This is a genomic window from Peribacillus sp. YIM B13477, assembly GCF_042787955.1.
Classification (GTDB): domain Bacteria; phylum Bacillota; class Bacilli; order Bacillales; family DSM-1321; genus Peribacillus; species Peribacillus frigoritolerans.
In genome coordinates this window covers 21,561-39,891 of sequence record NZ_JBHZPD010000016.1, presented here as the reverse complement: position 1 = coordinate 39,891, position 18,331 = coordinate 21,561, and the positions used below count along the sequence as shown (strand labels likewise).

General features: G+C 41.8%; 19 protein-coding genes. All 19 read right to left on the bottom strand.

Annotated elements, in window-relative coordinates; genetic code table 11:
• Window positions 1-43 precede the first annotated feature (43 nt).
• Window positions 44-412: a 50S ribosomal protein L14 gene (gene rplN, locus ACFX4H_RS25365; RefSeq protein ID WP_034305005.1), complete on the bottom strand. Its 369-nt coding sequence runs from the start codon at window positions 410-412 to the stop codon at window positions 44-46.
• A gap of 41 nt (window positions 413-453) precedes the next feature.
• A complete protein-coding gene (gene rpsQ / locus ACFX4H_RS25360) occupies window positions 454-717 on the bottom strand; it encodes a 30S ribosomal protein S17 (protein WP_048677887.1) in 264 nt (87 codons plus the stop codon).
• Window positions 718-735: 18 nt separating this feature from the next.
• Window positions 736-939, bottom strand: a complete 204-nt coding sequence (rpmC, locus tag ACFX4H_RS25355; protein WP_034305010.1) for a 50S ribosomal protein L29 — start codon at window positions 937-939, stop codon at window positions 736-738.
• Window positions 929-1,363, bottom strand: a complete 435-nt coding sequence (gene rplP, locus ACFX4H_RS25350; RefSeq protein WP_034305012.1) for a 50S ribosomal protein L16 — start codon at window positions 1,361-1,363, stop codon at window positions 929-931. The genes rpmC and rplP overlap by 11 nt, the downstream gene beginning before the upstream one ends.
• Window position 1,364: 1 nt before the next feature.
• Entirely contained in the window at window positions 1,365-2,021 is a 657-nt protein-coding gene (gene rpsC, locus ACFX4H_RS25345; RefSeq protein WP_034305014.1) for a 30S ribosomal protein S3, read from the bottom strand.
• A 3-nt stretch (window positions 2,022-2,024) separates the two neighbouring features.
• Window positions 2,025-2,366: a 50S ribosomal protein L22 gene (rplV, locus tag ACFX4H_RS25340; protein WP_034305017.1), complete on the bottom strand. Its 342-nt coding sequence runs from the start codon at window positions 2,364-2,366 to the stop codon at window positions 2,025-2,027.
• Window positions 2,367-2,383: 17 nt separating this feature from the next.
• Complete coding sequence (gene rpsS, locus ACFX4H_RS25335; RefSeq protein WP_034305018.1) at window positions 2,384-2,662, bottom strand: 30S ribosomal protein S19; 279 nt, start codon at window positions 2,660-2,662, stop codon at window positions 2,384-2,386.
• Between the two features lie 60 nt (window positions 2,663-2,722).
• Window positions 2,723-3,553, bottom strand: a complete 831-nt coding sequence (gene rplB, locus ACFX4H_RS25330; protein ID WP_034305021.1) for a 50S ribosomal protein L2 — start codon at window positions 3,551-3,553, stop codon at window positions 2,723-2,725.
• A gap of 26 nt (window positions 3,554-3,579) precedes the next feature.
• Entirely contained in the window at window positions 3,580-3,864 is a 285-nt protein-coding gene (gene rplW / locus ACFX4H_RS25325; protein WP_034305023.1) for a 50S ribosomal protein L23, read from the bottom strand.
• Window positions 3,864-4,487, bottom strand: coding sequence for a 50S ribosomal protein L4 (rplD, locus tag ACFX4H_RS25320; RefSeq protein WP_034305025.1), 624 nt, complete (start codon window positions 4,485-4,487; stop codon window positions 3,864-3,866). The genes rplW and rplD overlap by 1 nt, the downstream gene beginning before the upstream one ends.
• Before the next feature lie 25 nt (window positions 4,488-4,512).
• Entirely contained in the window at window positions 4,513-5,142 is a 630-nt protein-coding gene (gene rplC / locus ACFX4H_RS25315) for a 50S ribosomal protein L3 (protein WP_048677885.1), read from the bottom strand.
• A gap of 40 nt (window positions 5,143-5,182) precedes the next feature.
• A complete protein-coding gene (gene rpsJ / locus ACFX4H_RS25310) occupies window positions 5,183-5,491 on the bottom strand; it encodes a 30S ribosomal protein S10 (RefSeq protein WP_019244375.1) in 309 nt (102 codons plus the stop codon).
• Window positions 5,492-5,901: 410 nt separating this feature from the next.
• The gene (tuf, locus tag ACFX4H_RS25305; RefSeq protein WP_054398381.1) at window positions 5,902-7,089 is read right to left on the bottom strand and encodes an elongation factor Tu; all 1,188 of its coding nucleotides are present in this window, start codon (window positions 7,087-7,089) and stop codon (window positions 5,902-5,904) included.
• Between the two features lie 121 nt (window positions 7,090-7,210).
• Window positions 7,211-9,289 carry an elongation factor G gene (fusA, locus tag ACFX4H_RS25300; protein ID WP_048677880.1) on the bottom strand — a complete coding sequence of 693 codons (2,079 nt, stop codon included), beginning with the start codon at window positions 9,287-9,289 and terminating at the stop codon, window positions 7,211-7,213.
• 44 nt (window positions 9,290-9,333) lie between these two features.
• Window positions 9,334-9,804 (bottom strand): 30S ribosomal protein S7, encoded by a 471-nt coding sequence (gene rpsG, locus ACFX4H_RS25295; RefSeq protein ID WP_048677878.1) that lies wholly within the window; start codon window positions 9,802-9,804, stop codon window positions 9,334-9,336.
• 41 nt (window positions 9,805-9,845) lie between these two features.
• Window positions 9,846-10,268 (bottom strand): 30S ribosomal protein S12, encoded by a 423-nt coding sequence (gene rpsL / locus ACFX4H_RS25290; RefSeq protein WP_034305038.1) that lies wholly within the window; start codon window positions 10,266-10,268, stop codon window positions 9,846-9,848.
• Between the two features lie 104 nt (window positions 10,269-10,372).
• Window positions 10,373-10,621 (bottom strand): 50S ribosomal protein L7ae-like protein, encoded by a 249-nt coding sequence (locus ACFX4H_RS25285; protein ID WP_034305040.1) that lies wholly within the window; start codon window positions 10,619-10,621, stop codon window positions 10,373-10,375.
• A gap of 295 nt (window positions 10,622-10,916) precedes the next feature.
• On the bottom strand, window positions 10,917-14,513 hold the full coding sequence (gene rpoC, locus ACFX4H_RS25280; RefSeq protein ID WP_053537043.1) for a DNA-directed RNA polymerase subunit beta': 3,597 nt from the start codon (window positions 14,511-14,513) through the stop codon (window positions 10,917-10,919).
• Between the two features lie 184 nt (window positions 14,514-14,697).
• Window positions 14,698-18,267 carry a DNA-directed RNA polymerase subunit beta gene (gene rpoB / locus ACFX4H_RS25275; protein ID WP_377436470.1) on the bottom strand — a complete coding sequence of 1,190 codons (3,570 nt, stop codon included), beginning with the start codon at window positions 18,265-18,267 and terminating at the stop codon, window positions 14,698-14,700.
• Window positions 18,268-18,331 lie beyond the last annotated feature (64 nt).

Below are 18,331 nucleotides of genomic sequence, written 5' to 3'. Positions count from 1 at the left end.
TAGCTTGGCACCTCCTTGAAAGGCTTTATACAAATTTTACATATTATAGAACTTCTGGAGCAAGAGAAACGATCTTCATGAAACTATTGTCACGTAATTCACGAGCAACAGGTCCAAAAATACGTGTTCCACGTGGGCTCTTATCGTCACGGATAATTACACATGCGTTTTCATCGAAACGAATGTAAGAACCGTCAGGACGACGCATACCACGTTTTGTACGGACAACAACAGCCTTAACGACTTCACCTTTTTTAACAACGCCTCCTGGTGTTGCCTGTTTAACTGTACAAACGATGATATCACCGATGTTTGCAGTCTTACGGCCTGAACCACCTAGGACTTTAATTGTTAGCACTTCACGAGCACCTGAATTGTCAGCGACTTTTAAACGAGATTCTTGTTGAATCATGTACGGTACCTCCCTTCGGAATTAGCTTAATCCGAACTAGATTAAATGATTACTGCTTTTTCTACTACTTCTACAAGACGGAAGCGTTTTGTAGCTGAAAGTGGACGAGTTTCCATGATACGTACTACGTCGCCTGCTTTAGCTTCGTTTAGCTCGTCATGAGCTTTAAACTTTTTAGAATATTTCACGCGTTTACCGTATAAAGAATGCTTTTTATAGGTCTCTACAACAACTGTAACTGTTTTATCCATTTTGTCGGATACTACGCGTCCAGTGTAGATTTTGCGTTGGTTGCGTTCGCTCATTCTGCAAACCTCCATTCATTATCGATTAGTGACACCGATTTCTCTTTGACGAACAACTGTTTTCATACGAGCAATCGATTTGCGAACTTCACGGATGCGAGCTGTATTTTCAAGTTGTCCAGTAGCTAACTGGAAACGAAGATTAAATAGTTCTTCTTTAAGAGATTTTAGTTTTTGTTCAATTTCAGCAGTGGTTAGATCTTTGATTTCATTAGCTTTCATTTGTTTCACCACCAATTTCCTCTCTTTTTACAAACTTGCATTTGATTGGAAGTTTGTGTGCTGCAAGGCGCAATGCTTCTCTTGCCACCTCTTCAGATACACCAGAGATTTCAAACATAACTTTGCCCGGTTTAACAACTGCTACCCATCCTTCAGGAGCACCTTTACCGGAACCCATCCGTACTTCAAGCGGCTTAGCTGTGTAAGGTTTGCTTGGGAAGATTTTGATCCAAACTTTCCCTCCACGTTTCATATAACGAGTCATCGCAATACGAGCTGCTTCGATTTGACGGTTTGTGATCCAGGAAGCTTCTTGAGCTTGAAGTCCAAATTCTCCGAAGTGAACTTCAGTGCCGCCCTTAGCCATCCCTCTCATCTTACCGCGGTGTTCACGACGGTATTTTACGCGTTTTGGCAATAACATATTATTTTCCTCCTTCCTCAGATTTCTTCTTAGTAGGAAGAACTTCTCCACGGTAGATCCAAACTTTCACGCCTAGCTTACCGTAAGTAGTATCTGCTTCAGCATGAGCATAGTCTATGTCTGCACGAAGTGTGTGAAGTGGAACTGTTCCTTCGCTGTAATGTTCAGCACGAGCAATATCAGCACCGCCAAGACGACCAGAAACTTGAGTTTTGATTCCTTTTGCTCCAGAACGCATAGTACGTTGGATAGCTTGCTTTTGAGCACGACGGAATGAAACACGGTTTTCTAATTGACGAGCGATGTTTTCTGCAACCAATTTTGCGTCAAGATCTGCTCTTTTAATTTCGATGATATTGATATGAACTCTTTTGCCAGTCAACTGGTTCAAAGCTTTACGAAGTGCTTCGACCTCAGTACCGCCTTTACCGATAACCATTCCTGGTTTAGCAGTGTGGACAGATACATTGATACGGTTAGCTGCACGCTCGATTTCAACTTTTGAAACAGAAGCATCATTTAGACGTTTCGCGATATATTCACGAACTTTGATGTCTTCATGCAAAAGAACTGCGTAGTCTTTATCAGCGTACCATTTGGATTCCCAGTCACGGATTATCCCGATACGCATACCGATTGGATTTACCTTTTGACCCACAGATTACCCCTCCTTCTTTTCTGATACAACGATTGTAATATGACTAGTACGTTTGTTAATTGCACTCGCACGACCTTGAGCGCGAGGACGGAAACGTTTTAATGTTGGTCCTTCATTAACGTATGCTTCTGAAACGACTAGGTTATTAATATCCATTTCGTAGTTATGTTCTGCATTTGCGATAGCAGATTTCAGAATTTTTTCTACGACTGGAGAAGCAGATTTTGGTGTTAAGCGAAGAATCGCTACTGCTTCACCTACTTGTTTTCCTCGAATTAAATCTGCGACTAAACGCACTTTACGAGGAGCAATACGAACTGTTTTAGCGACAGCTTTAGCTTGCATGAGATGCCCTCCTCTCATTAACGTCTTGTTTTCTTGTCATCACTTGCGTGACCTTTATAAGTGCGTGTAGGCGCGAATTCGCCTAGTTTGTGACCTACCATATCTTCTGTTACATAAACCGGCACGTGCTTACGACCGTCATAAACGGCGATTGTGTGTCCGATGAATTGCGGGAAGATTGTTGAGCGACGAGACCAAGTTTTTACTACCTGTTTCTTGTCAGCTTCATTTAATTTTTCAACTTTTACCAATAAATGATCATCAACAAAAGGCCCTTTTTTTAAGCTACGACCCATGCGAGTACCTCCCTTCGTGACTGTTCTACGGTTCTATTTATGAACCGTAGCTCAATCCCGTTATTTTTTACGACGACGTACGATAAATTTATCGGATTTATTTTTCTTCTTACGAGTTTTGAATCCAAGAGTAGGTTTACCCCATGGAGACATTGGTGATTTACGTCCGATTGGCGCTTTACCTTCACCACCACCGTGTGGGTGATCATTCGGGTTCATTACAGATCCACGAACTGTTGGGCGTTTACCTAACCAACGGTTACGGCCAGCTTTACCAATGTTGATAAGTTCATGTTGTTCATTACCGACTTGACCGATTGAAGCACGGCAAGTAGCAAGAATCATACGAACCTCACCTGAGTTTAAACGTACAAGTACATAACGGCCTTCTTTACCAAGTACTTGAGCAGATGTACCTGCTGAACGGACTAATTGTCCACCTTTTCCTGGTTTAAGCTCGATGTTATGAATTACTGTACCAACTGGGATGTTAATTAGAGGTAGTGCGTTACCCACTTTGATGTCAGCTTCTGGACCTGACATAACTTCCAAACCTACTTCTAGGTTTTTCGGAGCTAGGATATAACGTTTTTCTCCATCAACGTAATTAATTAATGCAATGTTTGCAGAACGATTTGGATCGTACTCAATAGTAGCAACGCGTCCTGGTATACCATCTTTATTCCGTTTGAAATCGATGATACGGTATTGACGCTTGTGGCCGCCACCTTGATGACGAACTGTTAACTTACCTTGGTTATTACGGCCGCCTTTGCTGTGTAAAGGAGCAAGTAATGATTTTTCCGGTTTGTCTGTAGTGATCTCAGCAAAATCGGAAGTTGTCATATTACGTCGACCGTTAGAGGTAGGTTTATACTTCTTAATCGCCATTTGTATTTCCCTCCTTCTCTAATGAATTAAGCCTCGAATAGCTCGATTTCTTTGCTGTCAGCAGTTAATTTAACAATAGCTTTACGGCGCTTGTTAGTATAGCCTGCATGTTTGCCCATGCGTTTGAATTTACCTTTGTAGTTCATGATGTTTACTTTCTCAACTTTAACGCCGAAAATTTCTTGAACAGCATCTTTAACTTGAGTTTTATTAGCTCTAACATCAACTTCAAAAGTATATTTCTTTTCAGCCATTATGTCTGAAGAGCGTTCAGTGATTACGGGGCGCTTAATGATATCGCGTGCATCCATTATGCAAGCACCTCCTCTACTTTTTCGACAGCTGATTTAGTCAAGATCAATTTGTTGTGTGAAACAACATCAAGAACATTAAGACCATCAGCTTCAACTACAGTAACACCAGGGATGTTACGTGCAGAAAGAGCAACTTTCTCATCTAAACCGTCAGTAACCACTAACGTTTTAGTATCTACAGAAAGGTTTTTAAGTACCGCTACAAACTCTTTTGTTTTTGGAGCTTCGAAAGACAAGCTTTCAAGTACCAAAATGTTCTCTTCCAATGCCTTTGCAGACAATGCAGATTTAATAGCTAAACGACGTACCTTTTTAGGTAGCTTGTAAGCGTAAGATCTTGGAGTTGGTCCAAAAACAACGCCACCGCCACGCCATTGTGGAGAACGGATAGAACCTTGACGCGCACGTCCAGTTCCTTTTTGTTTCCAAGGTTTACGTCCACCGCCTGCAACTTCAGAACGGTTTTTAACTTTATGAGTTCCTTGACGTAAGGAAGCTCGTTGCATGATGATTGCTTCAAATAATACGTGATTATTAGGTTCGATACCAAAGATGGATTCATTTAGTTCGATGTCGCCAACTTGTGAACCTGTTTGGTTGAACAATGTAACTTTTGGCATTCTATTGCTCCTCCTTTCTCAGAAATTACTTTGCTTTAACAGCAGATTTAACTTTGATCAATGCTTTTCTAGCACCAGGTACATTACCTTTGATCAATAGTAGGTTACGTTCAACATCAACTTTAACGATAGCTAAGTTTTGAACAGTGATTTGATCTCCACCCATACGTCCTGGTAAAAGTTTACCTTTGAATACGCGGTTTGGAGCTACAGGACCCATTGAACCTGGGCGACGGTGGTAACGAGAACCATGAGACATAGGTCCGCGAGATTGTCCATGACGCTTGATAGAGCCTTGGAAACCTTTACCTTTTGAAATTCCTGATACATCTACTAAATCGCCTTCAGCGAAAATACTAACATTGACTTCTTGACCGATCTCATATTCAGTAAGATCCGTTCCGCGGAATTCGCGAATGAAGCGCTTAGGAGTAGTATTTGCTTTTTCAACATGGCCCTTTTCAGGTTTGTTAGAAAGCTTTTCACGTTTGTTTTCAAAACCAACTTGAACTGCTTCATAGCCATCAGTTTCAACAGTTTTCTTTTGAAGAACCACGTTATTAGCTGCTTCGATAACTGTTACCGGAATAAGTTCACCGTTTTCAGCAAAAACTTGAGTCATACCGATTTTTCTTCCTAAGATTCCTTTGGTCATAAGTCACACCTCCTAGAGTAATTGTTCATATTTATATGAATTATAATTTAATTTCAATGTCAACGCCTGATGGTAAATCTAAACGCATCAATGAGTCAACTGTTTGTGGAGTTGGGTTAACGATGTCGATTAGACGTTTATGCGTACGCATTTCGAATTGTTCACGAGAATCTTTGTATTTATGAACCGCACGTAGGATCGTGTATACCGATCTTTCAGTAGGTAATGGAATCGGACCAGATACAGCCGCACCAGAACGTTTTGCAGTTTCAACAATTTTCTCAGCAGATTGATCAAGGATTCTGTGATCATATGCTTTTAAACGGATACGAATTTTTTGTTTTGCCATAATTTTCCCTCCTTTTCGCCTATTTTAAAATAGACCTTCTCAATGGAAATTTCCCACACACTCGCCATGGCAAAGCGGCCGGGTGTGTCAGCAACCTTCCATATCATCGCAGTCAAAGACCAACATTGTCTATTATACATATAACACAAGTGAAATGCAAGTCAAACTTATATTTTTTCTTGTGCAACACACTTTTATTATTATACATACTATCACAAGTATTTACAAGTACATTCTACGAGGTCTTTCGTATCCATTTTCTTCATTTGTAATTATCAAGAAACCCATTAAATAAACTCCAGTTATTATAGAAGAAAGAATGAATATTCTTTACAAATAAAAAAGAAGCAGATGGCGTCCCATCTGCTTCTTCCGGAAGGCGTCCCTTCCAATATTGTTTTATCAATCAATTATTCTTGGATTGTAGCAACTACGCCAGCGCCTACAGTACGTCCACCCTCACGGATAGAGAATTTAGTACCTTCTTCGATAGCGATTGGAGCGATAAGTTCTACAGTCATTTCGATGTTATCTCCAGGCATAACCATTTCTACGCCTTCAGGAAGGTTACAAATACCAGTTACGTCAGTTGTACGGAAGTAGAACTGAGGACGGTAGTTTGTAAAGAATGGAGTGTGACGTCCACCTTCTTCTTTAGAAAGAACATAAACTTCAGCTTTGAACTTTGTGTGCGGAGTGATAGTGCTTGGTTTAGCAAGAACTTGTCCACGTTGGATATCTTCACGGGATACACCACGAAGAAGTGCACCGATGTTGTCACCAGCTTCAGCATAGTCAAGAAGTTTACGGAACATTTCAACACCAGTTACAGTTGTTGGTTTAGACTCTTCGTTGAAACCGATGATGTCAACAACGTCACCGACTTTAACTTGTCCACGCTCAACACGACCAGTTGCAACTGTTCCACGACCAGTGATTGAGAATACATCCTCAACTGGCATCATGAATGGCTTGTCAGTGTCACGAGTTGGTTCTGGGATGTACTCGTCAACAGCTGTCATTAATTCATGGATTTTTTCTTCCCAAGCAGCTTCTCCTTGAAGAGCTTTTAGGGCAGATCCTTTGATAACTGGAATGTCATCGCCAGGGAATTCGTATTCAGATAGTAGATCACGGATTTCCATTTCTACTAATTCAAGAAGTTCTTCGTCATCTACCATGTCGCATTTGTTCATGAATACTACTAGGTATGGTACACCTACTTGACGAGAAAGAAGGATGTGCTCACGAGTTTGTGGCATTGGGCCATCAGCAGCAGATACTACTAGGATTCCGCCGTCCATTTGTGCAGCACCTGTGATCATGTTTTTAACATAGTCAGCATGTCCTGGGCAGTCAACGTGTGCATAGTGACGAGTAGCTGTTTCGTACTCAACGTGTGCAGTAGAGATTGTGATACCACGTTCTCTTTCTTCTGGAGCACCATCGATTTGGTCATAAGCGCGAGCTTCAGCTCCACCAGATTTAGCAAGTACAGTTGTGATTGCAGCAGTTAGAGTTGTTTTACCATGGTCAACGTGACCAATTGTTCCAACGTTAACGTGCGGTTTTGAACGATCAAATTTAGCTTTTCCCATTAGGAATTCCTCCTTAAAATTATAAATAAAAAATTAAGTATATAGGGGCTGTGAAAGAAGACTAATTCTTCCATCACAGCTTACATAAGATAGTTATACTTTAATAAGAGATGAAAATCAATTATTCACCTTTATTTTTTTTGATGATTTCTTCAGAAATGCTCTTAGGTACTTCTTCATAATGATCGAAGTGCATAGAGAATGTTCCGCGTCCTTGAGTGTTAGAACGTAAAGATGTAGCATATCCGAACATTTCAGATAGTGGAACCATCGCTTTAACCATTTGCGTGTTACCGCGAGCTTCCATACCTTCTACACGACCACGACGAGATGTGATATCTCCCATGATGTCGCCTAGATAATCTTCTGGAATAACTACTTCCACTTTCATGATCGGTTCAAGGATGACAGGACTACATTTAGATGCTGCATTTTTAAGTGCCATAGATGCAGCGATTTTAAATGCCATTTCATTGGAGTCAACGTCATGGTAAGATCCGTCGAATAATTTAGCTTTGATGTCGACTAGCGGGTAACCAGCAAGTACACCACGGTCAAGTGAATCAACTAATCCAGCTTGTACAGCAGGGATATATTCACGTGGTACTACACCACCGACGATAGCATTTTCAAATTCGAATCCTTTACCTTCTTCGTTTGGACCAAATTCGATCCATACGTGTCCAAATTGTCCACGACCACCAGATTGGCGAACGAATTTACCTTCAACTTTAGCTGAACCACGGAAAGTTTCACGGTATGCTACTTGAGGAGCACCAACGTTTGCTTCCACTTTGAATTCGCGACGCATACGGTCAACAAGGATGTCCAAGTGAAGTTCACCCATACCAGCGATGATTGTTTGACCAGTTTCTTGGTCAGTATGCGCACGGAATGTTGGATCTTCATCTTGAAGCTTTTGTAAAGCTTGAGACATTTTGTCTTGGTCTGCTTTTGATTTCGGCTCAACTGATAGAGAGATAACTGGCTCTGGGAATACCATGGACTCAAGAATTACTTGGTTCTTGTCATCACATAGAGTATCTCCAGTTGTAGTATCTTTCAAACCAACGGCTGCTGCGATATCTCCTGCATATACAGTAGAAATTTCTTCACGGCTGTTTGCGTGCATTTGAAGGATACGTCCAATACGCTCACGTTTTCCTTTAGTTGAGTTGATTACATAAGATCCTGATTCTAGTGTACCAGAGTACACACGGAAGAATGTAAGTTTACCAACGTAAGGGTCAGTCATAACTTTAAACGCTAAAGCAGAGAACGGTTCAGAATCATCTGAATGACGTTCAACTTCATCTTCTGAATCCGGTAATGTACCTTTGATAGCTGGTACATCCAATGGAGAAGGAAGGAAGTCGATAACGTTATCAAGCATTAATTGAACACCTTTGTTTTTGAAAGCCGAACCGCAGATAACTGGGAAGAATTCAACATTAACGGTTGCTGTACGGATGGCTGCTTTTAATTCAGCAATGCTGATTTCTTCGCCGCCAAGGTATTTTTCCATTAAGTCTTCATTAACTTCTGCTACTGCTTCAATTAACTTTTCTCGGTATTCTTCAGCTAATTCCCGGTGTTCTTCAGGAATTTCACCGATAGTGATATCAGTTCCTAGGTCATTACCGTAGAAATGAGTTTTCATTTCAATTAGGTCAATGATTGCAGAGAATTGATCCTCTGCTCCGATTGGTAACTGAACTGGGTGAGCGTTAGCTTGTAAACGATCGTGGATAGTTCCAACTGAATACAAGAAGTCTGCACCGATTTTGTCCATTTTATTTACGAATACGACACGTGGTACACCATAAGTTGTAGCTTGGCGCCAAACCGTTTCAGTTTGAGGCTCAACACCTGATTGGGCATCAAGTACAGCTACAGCTCCATCAAGTACGCGCAAAGAACGTTCAACTTCAACTGTGAAGTCTACGTGTCCCGGTGTATCGATGATGTTTACACGGTGACCTTTCCACTGCGCAGTTGTTGCAGCGGAAGTGATCGTGATTCCGCGTTCTTGTTCCTGTTCCATCCAGTCCATTTGTGAAGCACCTTCGTGCGTTTCACCGATTTTGTGAATTTTACCAGTATAATATAGAACACGTTCTGTTGTTGTCGTTTTACCAGCATCGATGTGAGCCATGATACCGATATTACGAGTGTTTGCTAAGGAGAACTCTCTTGCCATTTGTCTTTCTCCTTCCTTCTATAAGGATTTTATAGTGATTAATCTTACCAGCGATAATGTGCGAAAGCTTTGTTGGCTTCAGCCATTTTGTGTGTATCTTCACGTTTCTTAACTGCTGCTCCAGTATTGTTGGCAGCATCCATGATTTCATAAGCTAAACGCTCTTCCATCGTTTTTTCTCCACGAAGGCGAGAGTAGTTTACTAACCAACGAAGTCCTAGAGTCGATTTACGGTCTGGACGCACCTCAACTGGTACTTGGTAGTTAGCTCCACCCACACGGCGTGCTTTTACTTCTAGTACAGGCATGATGTTTTTAAGTGCTTGATCGAAAACTTCGATCGGCTCATTGCCAGTACGTTCTTTGATTAAATCAAATGCAGAGTAAAGAATTTTTTGTGATTTACCTCTTTGTCCATCAACCATTAATTTGTTGATTAAGCGAGTCACAAGTTTTGAATTATATATTGGATCTGGTAATACGTCTCTTTTCGTTACAGGTCCTTTACGAGGCATTATATTTCCTCCTTTCAAGAAAGTTCAATTTTGGTTTTAGATTATTTTTTTGCTGCTTTCGGACGCTTAGTACCGTATTTAGAACGGCCTTGCATACGATTGTTAACTCCAGCTGTATCAAGAGCACCACGTACGATATGGTAACGTACCCCTGGTAAATCTTTTACACGTCCGCCACGGATAAGAACCACGCTGTGTTCTTGTAGGTTGTGACCGATACCTGGGATATAAGCTGTTACCTCGATACCGTTTGTTAAACGTACACGCGCATATTTACGTAACGCGGAGTTTGGTTTTTTCGGTGTCATAGTACCCACACGAGTGCAAACACCACGTTTTTGCGGAGATGATACGTTAGTTTGTGCTTTTTTAAAGCTGTTGTAGCCTTTGTTAAGTGCTGGAGATTTTGAATTAACCTCTTTAGACTCGCGTCCTTTACGCACTAATTGATTAATAGTAGGCATTACATTTTTCCTCCCTTCACGTTTTCATTTCTAGTACCACACATCCAGGTGGTTCATAAATGGGTAAAAACAAAGTCTTTGCAAATATTATTGCAAAAACATTTTTACTTTTTAATGGCAACAGTTGCTGCTCCGACATCAATACCACATGCTTTGCCAAGCATTCTCATCGAATCAACATATGTGATAGGAACATCCAATTCTTTGGCGGTCTCAACGACACGCCCAGTCAAGTATATATCTGCATCATCAGCGATGATAACTTCTTGAATTAAATTGTTTTTAAGAGCTCTAACTGCTTGCTTCGTCCCTATAATCACTGACTTTGCCTGTATTACTTTTTCATAAGACATGGTCCATATCCTCCAAAGTTACAGGGTAACATAGGAGCACCTTTGCTATAGTATCATTATAAGTCGGATACTGTCAACTTCTTTCAAAAAAATAATTCAAGCAAAAGGTTTTCCTTACATAATTCTATTAAGATTTTCAATTTTCCCAAACGGAAATTATCAAATTCTCATAGGCTTTTCAGCTGGCCTTTAGTAATAAGAGAGACCAGCTCAATTAATTCTGATCCTTCATCTCCTCCAATAGGAAACGGGAGTGTGGTTTTCAGTTTAAATTATTGGGCTGGTCCTTTTTCCATTAATCCACTGTTACTGTATCGGCACTTTCGTCAACAACGACAGGGTTTGCTTTTCTGTATCTAAGCATTCCCGTTCCTGCAGGGACAAGTTTACCGATGATGACATTTTCTTTAAGCCCAAGCAATTCATCACGTTTTCCTTTTATTGCTGCATCAGTCAAGACCCTAGTTGTTTCTTGGAATGACGCGGCGGACAAGAAGGAATCCGTTTCAAGAGATGCTTTTGTGATACCTAGCAATACAGGACGGCCTGTAGCCGGTAATTTGTTGGTCAGCAATGCATCAGTGTTTGCAGTAGTGAACTGGTTGACATCCAATAATGTTCCTGGAAGCACTTCAGTTTCACCTGCATCAAGCACACGGACTTTACGCATCATTTGTCTAACCATTACCTCGATGTGCTTATCACCGATTTCAACACCTTGCATCCGGTATACTTTTTGAACTTCATGAAGCAGGTATTCCTGAACAGTAAGCACGTCTGTAACCTTCAACAATTCTTTCGGATCGATGGAACCCTCTGTCAACTCTTCACCACGACGGACAGGTGTATCAACAGTTACTCTTAAACGTGCTGTGTACGGCGCAGTATATGTGCGTGATTCAACAGCACCTTGAACAACGATTTCCTGTTGTTTATCCCGAATTTCATTGATGGAAACAATCGTTCCTTCAATTTCGGAAATGACAGCTTGACCTTTAGGATTTCTTGCTTCAAATATTTCTTGGATACGAGGAAGACCTTGAGTGATATCGTCCCCAGCAACCCCACCTGTATGGAATGTACGCATCGTCAACTGTGTACCAGGTTCTCCGATTGATTGAGCGGCAATGATACCGACTGCTTCGCCCACTTCAACTTCTTGACCGGTAGCCAAGTTGCGTCCATAACATTTTTTACATACACCATGGCTGGTGTTACATGTAAAGGCAGAACGGATCCATGCTGTTTCGATTCCAAGTGATTCAATATAGTTAGCAAGATCTTCAGTAATAAGATCGTTTTCAGCCACGATTACTTCATTTGTTTCTGGATGTCTGATCGCTTTTCTTGCATAACGGCCAACTAGACGCTCTTCAAGATGCTCAATTATTTCAGTACCCTCTCTCAAGGCTGAAATTTTCAAGCCGCGGTCCGTTCCACAATCGTCATCACGGATGATGACATCTTGGGCAACGTCAACAAGTCGACGGGTAAGGTAACCGGAATCGGCCGTTTTAAGCGCTGTATCGGCAAGACCTTTACGCGCACCATGTGTAGAGATGAAGTACTCCAACACGGTTAAACCTTCACGGAAACTTGATTTGATCGGTAATTCAATGATACGTCCAGCCGGGTTGGCCATCAAACCACGCATACCAGCAAGCTGCGTAAAGTTGGAAGCATTACCACGGGCACCGGAATCACTCATCATGAAGATCGGGTTGCGTCGGTCCAGGGAGTCCATAAGTTTGGACTGAATGGTATCCTTGGCAGCACTCCAAATCGAAATGACGCGATCATAACGCTCATCCTCAGTAATAAGACCGCGTCTGAATTGTTTCAAGACGTTATCCACTTTGGTTTGAGCCTCAGTAATGATTTCTTGTTTTTCTTTTAAAACGACAATATCAGCCACACCAACGGTAATACCAGCTTTTGTCGAATATTTGAATCCAAGATCTTTCATCCGGTCAAGCATTTTGGATGTTTCGGTAATTTTAAAGCGTTTAAAGACTTCCGCGATGATATTTCCAAGAATTTTCTTCTTGAAAGGATCGATAGCAGGTTGGGACTTAATCAATTCAGGGATATTAGCGCCTTTTTCGACAAAATATTTCTCTGGAGTTTTGGTTTCCAGATTATAACGTGTCGGTTCGTTAATATACGGGAATGATTTAGGTAAAATTTCATTGAAGATCAATTTTCCAACAGTCGTAATTAGAAGTTGGCCGTTTTGTTCTTCAGTGAATGTTTCATTATTTAGTGACGATGCATGTACGGCACAACGGGAATGTAAGTGTACATATCCGTTTTGGTATGCAAGTAATGCTTCACTTGTATCTTTAAAGATCATACCCTCACCGATAGCGCCTTCTCTTTCCAATGTTAAGTAATAGTTACCTAATACCATATCTTGAGAAGGTGTAACGACAGGTTTACCATCTTTAGGGTTCAAAATGTTCTGTGCTGCAAGCATAAGCATGCGTGCTTCGGCTTGTGCTTCAGAAGATAGAGGAACGTGGACCGCCATTTGGTCACCGTCAAAGTCAGCGTTGTAAGCTGTACATACGAGCGGATGCAAACGAATTGCGCGACCTTCAACCAACGTTGGTTCAAATGCTTGGATCCCAAGTCTATGAAGAGTCGGTGCACGGTTCAATAGTACTGGGTGTTCTCTAATAACTTCTTCTAGGACATCCCATATTTCAGGAGATAAACGTTCAATTTTGCGCTTAGCGGATTTGATGTTATGCGCCAGACCTCTTTGAACAAGCTCCTTCATTACGAATGGTTTGAATAATTCAATCGCCATTTCTTTCGGAAGACCACATTGGTACATCTTTAAGTTTGGTCCGACTACGATAACGGAACGGCCAGAGTAATCAACACGTTTACCAAGAAGGTTTTGACGGAAACGACCTTGTTTACCTTTTAACATGTGAGATAAAGATTTTAACGGACGGTTACCTGGTCCAGTTACCGGACGGCCACGACGGCCATTATCGATAAGAGCATCGACAGCTTCTTGCAGCATACGCTTCTCATTTTGAACGATAATGCTTGGTGCTCCAAGGTCCAGTAATCTTTTCAACCGATTATTACGGTTGATAACACGGCGATATAAATCATTTAAATCAGATGTGGCAAAACGTCCTCCATCAAGTTGAACCATAGGACGAAGCTCCGGTGGAATGACCGGAAGCACGTCAAGGATCATCCATGAAGGCTCATTTCCGGAGTTACGGAATGCTTCAAGCACTTCCAAGCGTTTGATTGCACGGGTTCTGCGTTGTCCTTGAGCTGTTTTAAGCTCCTCTTTCAACGACTCTACTTCCTTTTCCGTATCAATATCTTGTAAAAGTTTTTTAATAGCTTCCGCACCCATGGCAGCTTGGAATTTCTTACCGTATTTTTCACGGTATGTACGATATTCCTTTTCAGAAAGAAGCTGTTTCTTTTCTAAAGTTGTATCGCCCGTTTCAGTTACTACGTAAGATGCAAAGTAAATAACTTCTTCCAAAGCCCGTGGAGACATATCAAGAACAAGTCCCATACGGCTAGGAATTCCTTTAAAATACCATATGTGTGAAACTGGTGCTGCCAGCTCAATATGACCCATACGCTCACGACGCACCTTAGCACGGGTGACTTCAACTCCACAACGGTCACAGACTACGCCTTTATAACGAACACGTTTATATTTTCCGCAATGACATTCCCAGTCCTTTTGAGGTCCAAAAATTCTCTCACAGAATAAACCGTCTTTTTCTGGCTTTAACGTACGATAGTTGATTGTTTCTGGTTTTTTAACTTCTCCATGGGACCAAGAACGAATCTTGTCTGGTGAAGCAAGACCAATTTTCATATACTCAAAATTATTAACGTCTAACAAGGGGCCTACCTCCCTTTTAATCTCCAGTTTTAACCCTTGATTGCCGTCACGTTATGAGGCAATCTTACACCGGATGATGGTTGATTGAATCAATAAGGCTCTAACAAGGCAGCATGATTTTCTAATGAACATCTCGCTGCCAGTCAGAGCAGGTAATATATAACTGATATGTTTATATTTAATTTTATTCTTTGACAGGTGCCCCTACTTCGGAAGCAACCATATCTTTAGTTTCTGAATCAAGGCTTAATTTGTCTGCTTGGTTGGCTTCATCTTCATCTTCCAAATCACGCATTTCGATTTCACGATCTTCGGCATTGAGGATTTTAACATCCAATCCTAAACTTTGAAGCTCCTTAATCAATACTTTGAATGACTCAGGAACGCCTGGTTCAGGGACATTTTCACCTTTGACAATCGCTTCGTACGTTTTAACACGACCCACGACATCATCTGATTTAACGGTTAGGATTTCTTGTAATGTATAAGCGGCACCATAAGCTTCAAGTGCCCATACTTCCATCTCACCGAAACGCTGTCCACCAAATTGCGCTTTACCACCAAGTGGTTGCTGCGTAACAAGGGAGTAAGGTCCAGTTGAACGTGCATGAAGTTTATCATCGACCATATGCGCCAGTTTGATCATGTACATGACACCAACTGATACACGGTTATCGAATGCTTCACCTGAACGACCATCATAAAGGACAGTTTTTGCATCACGGGACATCCCGGCTTCTTCAATCGTACCCCAAACGTCTTCCTCAGTGGCACCATCGAATACAGGGGATGCTACATGAATGCCAAGTGCGCGTGCAGCCATACCCAAGTGTAGCTCCAACACCTGACCGATGTTCATACGTGAAGGTACACCCAATGGGTTTAACATGATGTCGACTGGAGTGCCGTCCGGCAGATAAGGCATATCTTCTTCAGGAAGAATCCTGGAGATTACCCCTTTGTTACCATGTCGTCCGGCCATTTTATCGCCTTCATGGATTTTACGTTTTTGAACGATATATACACGTGCGAGTTGGTTTACACCAGGAGGCAGTTCATCGCCGTCTTCTCTGTTAAATACTTTAACATCAAGAACGATTCCTCCGCCGCCGTGAGGTACACGAAGTGATGTATCCCTTACTTCACGTGCTTTTTCACCGAAGATTGCATGTAATAGACGTTCCTCAGCAGTCAGTTCCGTTACACCTTTAGGCGTGACTTTACCAACGAGAAGGTCTCCGTCTTTCACTTCAGCACCCACACGGATAATTCCGCGCTCATCAAGATTACGAAGCGCATCTTCCCCTACGTTAGGGATATCACGGGTGATTTCTTCAGGCCCTAATTTTGTATCGCGTGATTCAGATTCATATTCTTCAATATGAATGGAAGTGTACACATCATCTTTAACCAATCGTTCACTCATGATGATGGCATCTTCATAGTTATATCCATCCCATGTCATGAAGGCTACCAATACGTTACGTCCAAGTGCCAACTCACCTTTTTCCATTGAAGGACCATCAGCAAGAATTTCACCTGTTACGACATTGTCGCCAACACTTACGATAGGGCGTTGATTATAGCACGTTCCTTGGTTGGAACGAATGAATTTTAATAGACGATATTTATCAAGATTTCCTTTTACTTGCTGCCCGTCTACTTCACTTACCCTACGTACCCATACTTCACGTGATTCAACGTGCTCTACGATACCAGGGTGTTTACAGATTACGGCAGCACCGGAGTCTTTCGCTGAAACATACTCCATACCCGTTCCTACCCGAGGGGCTTCCGGTTGAAGCAAAGGAACTGCTTGACGTTGCATGTTCGCTCCCATAAGGGCACGGTTGGAGTCATCGTTTTCCAAGAAAGGAATACATGCAGTCGCGGCAGATACAACCTGTTTAGGAGATACATCCATGTAATCTACGCGGTCACGCGGAACAACGGTATTTTCACCACGGAAACGTGCAACAACATCGTTATCAAGGAATGAGCCGTCATCCGACAGTCGTACATTCGCTTGGGCAACTACATAGTTATCTTCCTCATCAGCTGTTAAGTAATCGATTTGGCTTGTAATTTTACCTGTTTCAGGGTCCACACGGCGGTATGGTGTTTCAATGAAGCCATATGGGTTAACCTTTGCAAAACTGGATAACGAGTTAATCAAACCAATATTCGGTCCCTCAGGCGTTTCAATCGGACACATGCGGCCATAGTGGGAATAATGAACGTCACGTACTTCAAAGCCAGCACGCTCACGTGTCAGACCACCAGGTCCCAATGCAGATAGACGACGTTTATGCGTCAACTCAGCCAACGGGTTCGTTTGATCCATGAACTGGGAAAGCTGTGAACTTCCAAAGAACTCTTTAATGGATGCAATGACCGGGCGAATGTTGATTAGTTGTTGTGGAGTGATTGTGTTCGTATCCTGAATTGACATTCTTTCACGGACAACACGCTCCATACGGGATAAACCAATTCTGAATTGGTTCTGCAGCAATTCACCAACGGAACGCAGACGACGGTTACCTAAATGGTCAATGTCATCCGTGATTCCCACACCATGCAATAAATTAAAGAAATAACTGATGGAAGAAATGATATCAGCCGGTGTAATGTTTTTGACCTGGTCGGTCACATAAGCATTACCGATGATATTGATCACTTTTTCGCCTTCAGCATCGTTTGGTGCAAACACTTTAATAGGTTGAAGAAGAGTTTCTTCCTCTACTACACCACCTGAAGGATGGAATGTTTTGAATCCTATTCCACCTTCGATATGAGGCAGAATCCTATCAAGAGTCCGACGATCAAGCATTGTACCTTTTTCAACAATGATTTCTCCCGTTTCAGGATCAATCAAAGTCTCTGCAATACGTTGTCCGAATAAACGGTTCTTAATATGCAGTTTTTTGTTTATTTTATAACGGCCTACATTAGCTAAATCATAACGTTTCGGATCAAAAAAGCGTGATACTAAAAGACTTTTCGCGTTTTCGACAGTAGGCGGTTCACCTGGGCGTAGACGCTCATAGATTTCTAGTAATGCTTTTTCCACACTCTCGGTGTTATCCTTTTCAAGAGTGTTGCGAAGGTATTCGTTGTCACCGATCAAATCGATGATTTCTTGATCTGTTCCGAATCCAAGGGCACGCATCAATACCGTGATCGGTAATTTCCTGGTGCGGTCGATTCGAACATACACAACATCCTTGGCGTCTGTTTCGTATTCGAGCCATGCGCCACGGTTAGGAATAACGGTCGCAGAGAACCCAAGCTTACCGTTTTTATCCATTTTCCCATTGTAGTAAACACTCGGTGAGCGCACTAATTGGGATACAATTACCCGTTCAGCACCATTGATGACAAATGTACCTGTTTCAGTCATCAGCGGGAAGTCGCCCATAAATACATCTTGGTCTTTTACTTCCCCTGTTTCTTTGTTAACAAGGCGCACTTTCACACGAAGTGGTGCAGAATACGTAACATCGCGTTCTTTTGTTTCTTCCACAGAATACTTCGGCTCAGCTAAGCTGTAATCGATGAATTCTAACGATAAATTACCTGTAAAATCCTCAATAGGAGAAATATCCTGGAACATTTCCTTTAAACCTACATCTAGAAACCATTGATAAGAAGCTGTTTGAATTTCAATCAGATTCGGAAGGTCCAAAACCTCACTGATTCTTGCATAACTTCTACGTTGGCGGTGTCGTCCATACTGAACAAGTTGACCTGTCAACTGATTCACCCCTTAAATCAAGCGTTATAAGGATCCATTTGCCTCGGAAAAGGAATCATTTCCA

What these genes read in the sequence shown, in the direction of transcription:
- rplN (WP_034305005.1), bottom strand. Translation starts at nt 412, where the DNA reads ATGATTCAACAAGAATCTCGTTTAAAAGTCGCTGACAATTCAGGTGCT.
- rpsQ (WP_048677887.1), bottom strand. Translation starts at nt 717, where the DNA reads ATGAGCGAACGCAACCAACGCAAAATCTACACTGGACGCGTAGTATCC.
- rpmC (WP_034305010.1), bottom strand. Translation starts at nt 939, where the DNA reads ATGAAAGCTAATGAAATCAAAGATCTAACCACTGCTGAAATTGAACAA.
- rplP (WP_034305012.1), bottom strand. Translation starts at nt 1,363, where the DNA reads ATGTTATTGCCAAAACGCGTAAAATACCGTCGTGAACACCGCGGTAAG.
- rplV (WP_034305017.1), bottom strand. Translation starts at nt 2,366, where the DNA reads ATGCAAGCTAAAGCTGTCGCTAAAACAGTTCGTATTGCTCCTCGTAAA.
- rpsS (WP_034305018.1), bottom strand. Translation starts at nt 2,662, where the DNA reads ATGGGTCGTAGCTTAAAAAAAGGGCCTTTTGTTGATGATCATTTATTG.
- rplB (WP_034305021.1), bottom strand. Translation starts at nt 3,553, where the DNA reads ATGGCGATTAAGAAGTATAAACCTACCTCTAACGGTCGACGTAATATG.
- rplW (WP_034305023.1), bottom strand. Translation starts at nt 3,864, where the DNA reads ATGGATGCACGCGATATCATTAAGCGCCCCGTAATCACTGAACGCTCT.
- rplD (WP_034305025.1), bottom strand. Translation starts at nt 4,487, where the DNA reads ATGCCAAAAGTTACATTGTTCAACCAAACAGGTTCACAAGTTGGCGAC.
- rplC (WP_048677885.1), bottom strand. Translation starts at nt 5,142, where the DNA reads ATGACCAAAGGAATCTTAGGAAGAAAAATCGGTATGACTCAAGTTTTT.
- rpsJ (WP_019244375.1), bottom strand. Translation starts at nt 5,491, where the DNA reads ATGGCAAAACAAAAAATTCGTATCCGTTTAAAAGCATATGATCACAGA.
- tuf (WP_054398381.1), bottom strand. Translation starts at nt 7,089, where the DNA reads ATGGGAAAAGCTAAATTTGATCGTTCAAAACCGCACGTTAACGTTGGA.
- fusA (WP_048677880.1), bottom strand. Translation starts at nt 9,289, where the DNA reads ATGGCAAGAGAGTTCTCCTTAGCAAACACTCGTAATATCGGTATCATG.
- rpsG (WP_048677878.1), bottom strand. Translation starts at nt 9,804, where the DNA reads ATGCCTCGTAAAGGACCTGTAACGAAAAGAGACGTATTACCAGATCCA.
- rpsL (WP_034305038.1), bottom strand. Translation starts at nt 10,268, where the DNA reads ATGCCTACTATTAATCAATTAGTGCGTAAAGGACGCGAGTCTAAAGAG.
- ACFX4H_RS25285 (WP_034305040.1), bottom strand. Translation starts at nt 10,621, where the DNA reads ATGTCTTATGAAAAAGTAATACAGGCAAAGTCAGTGATTATAGGGACG.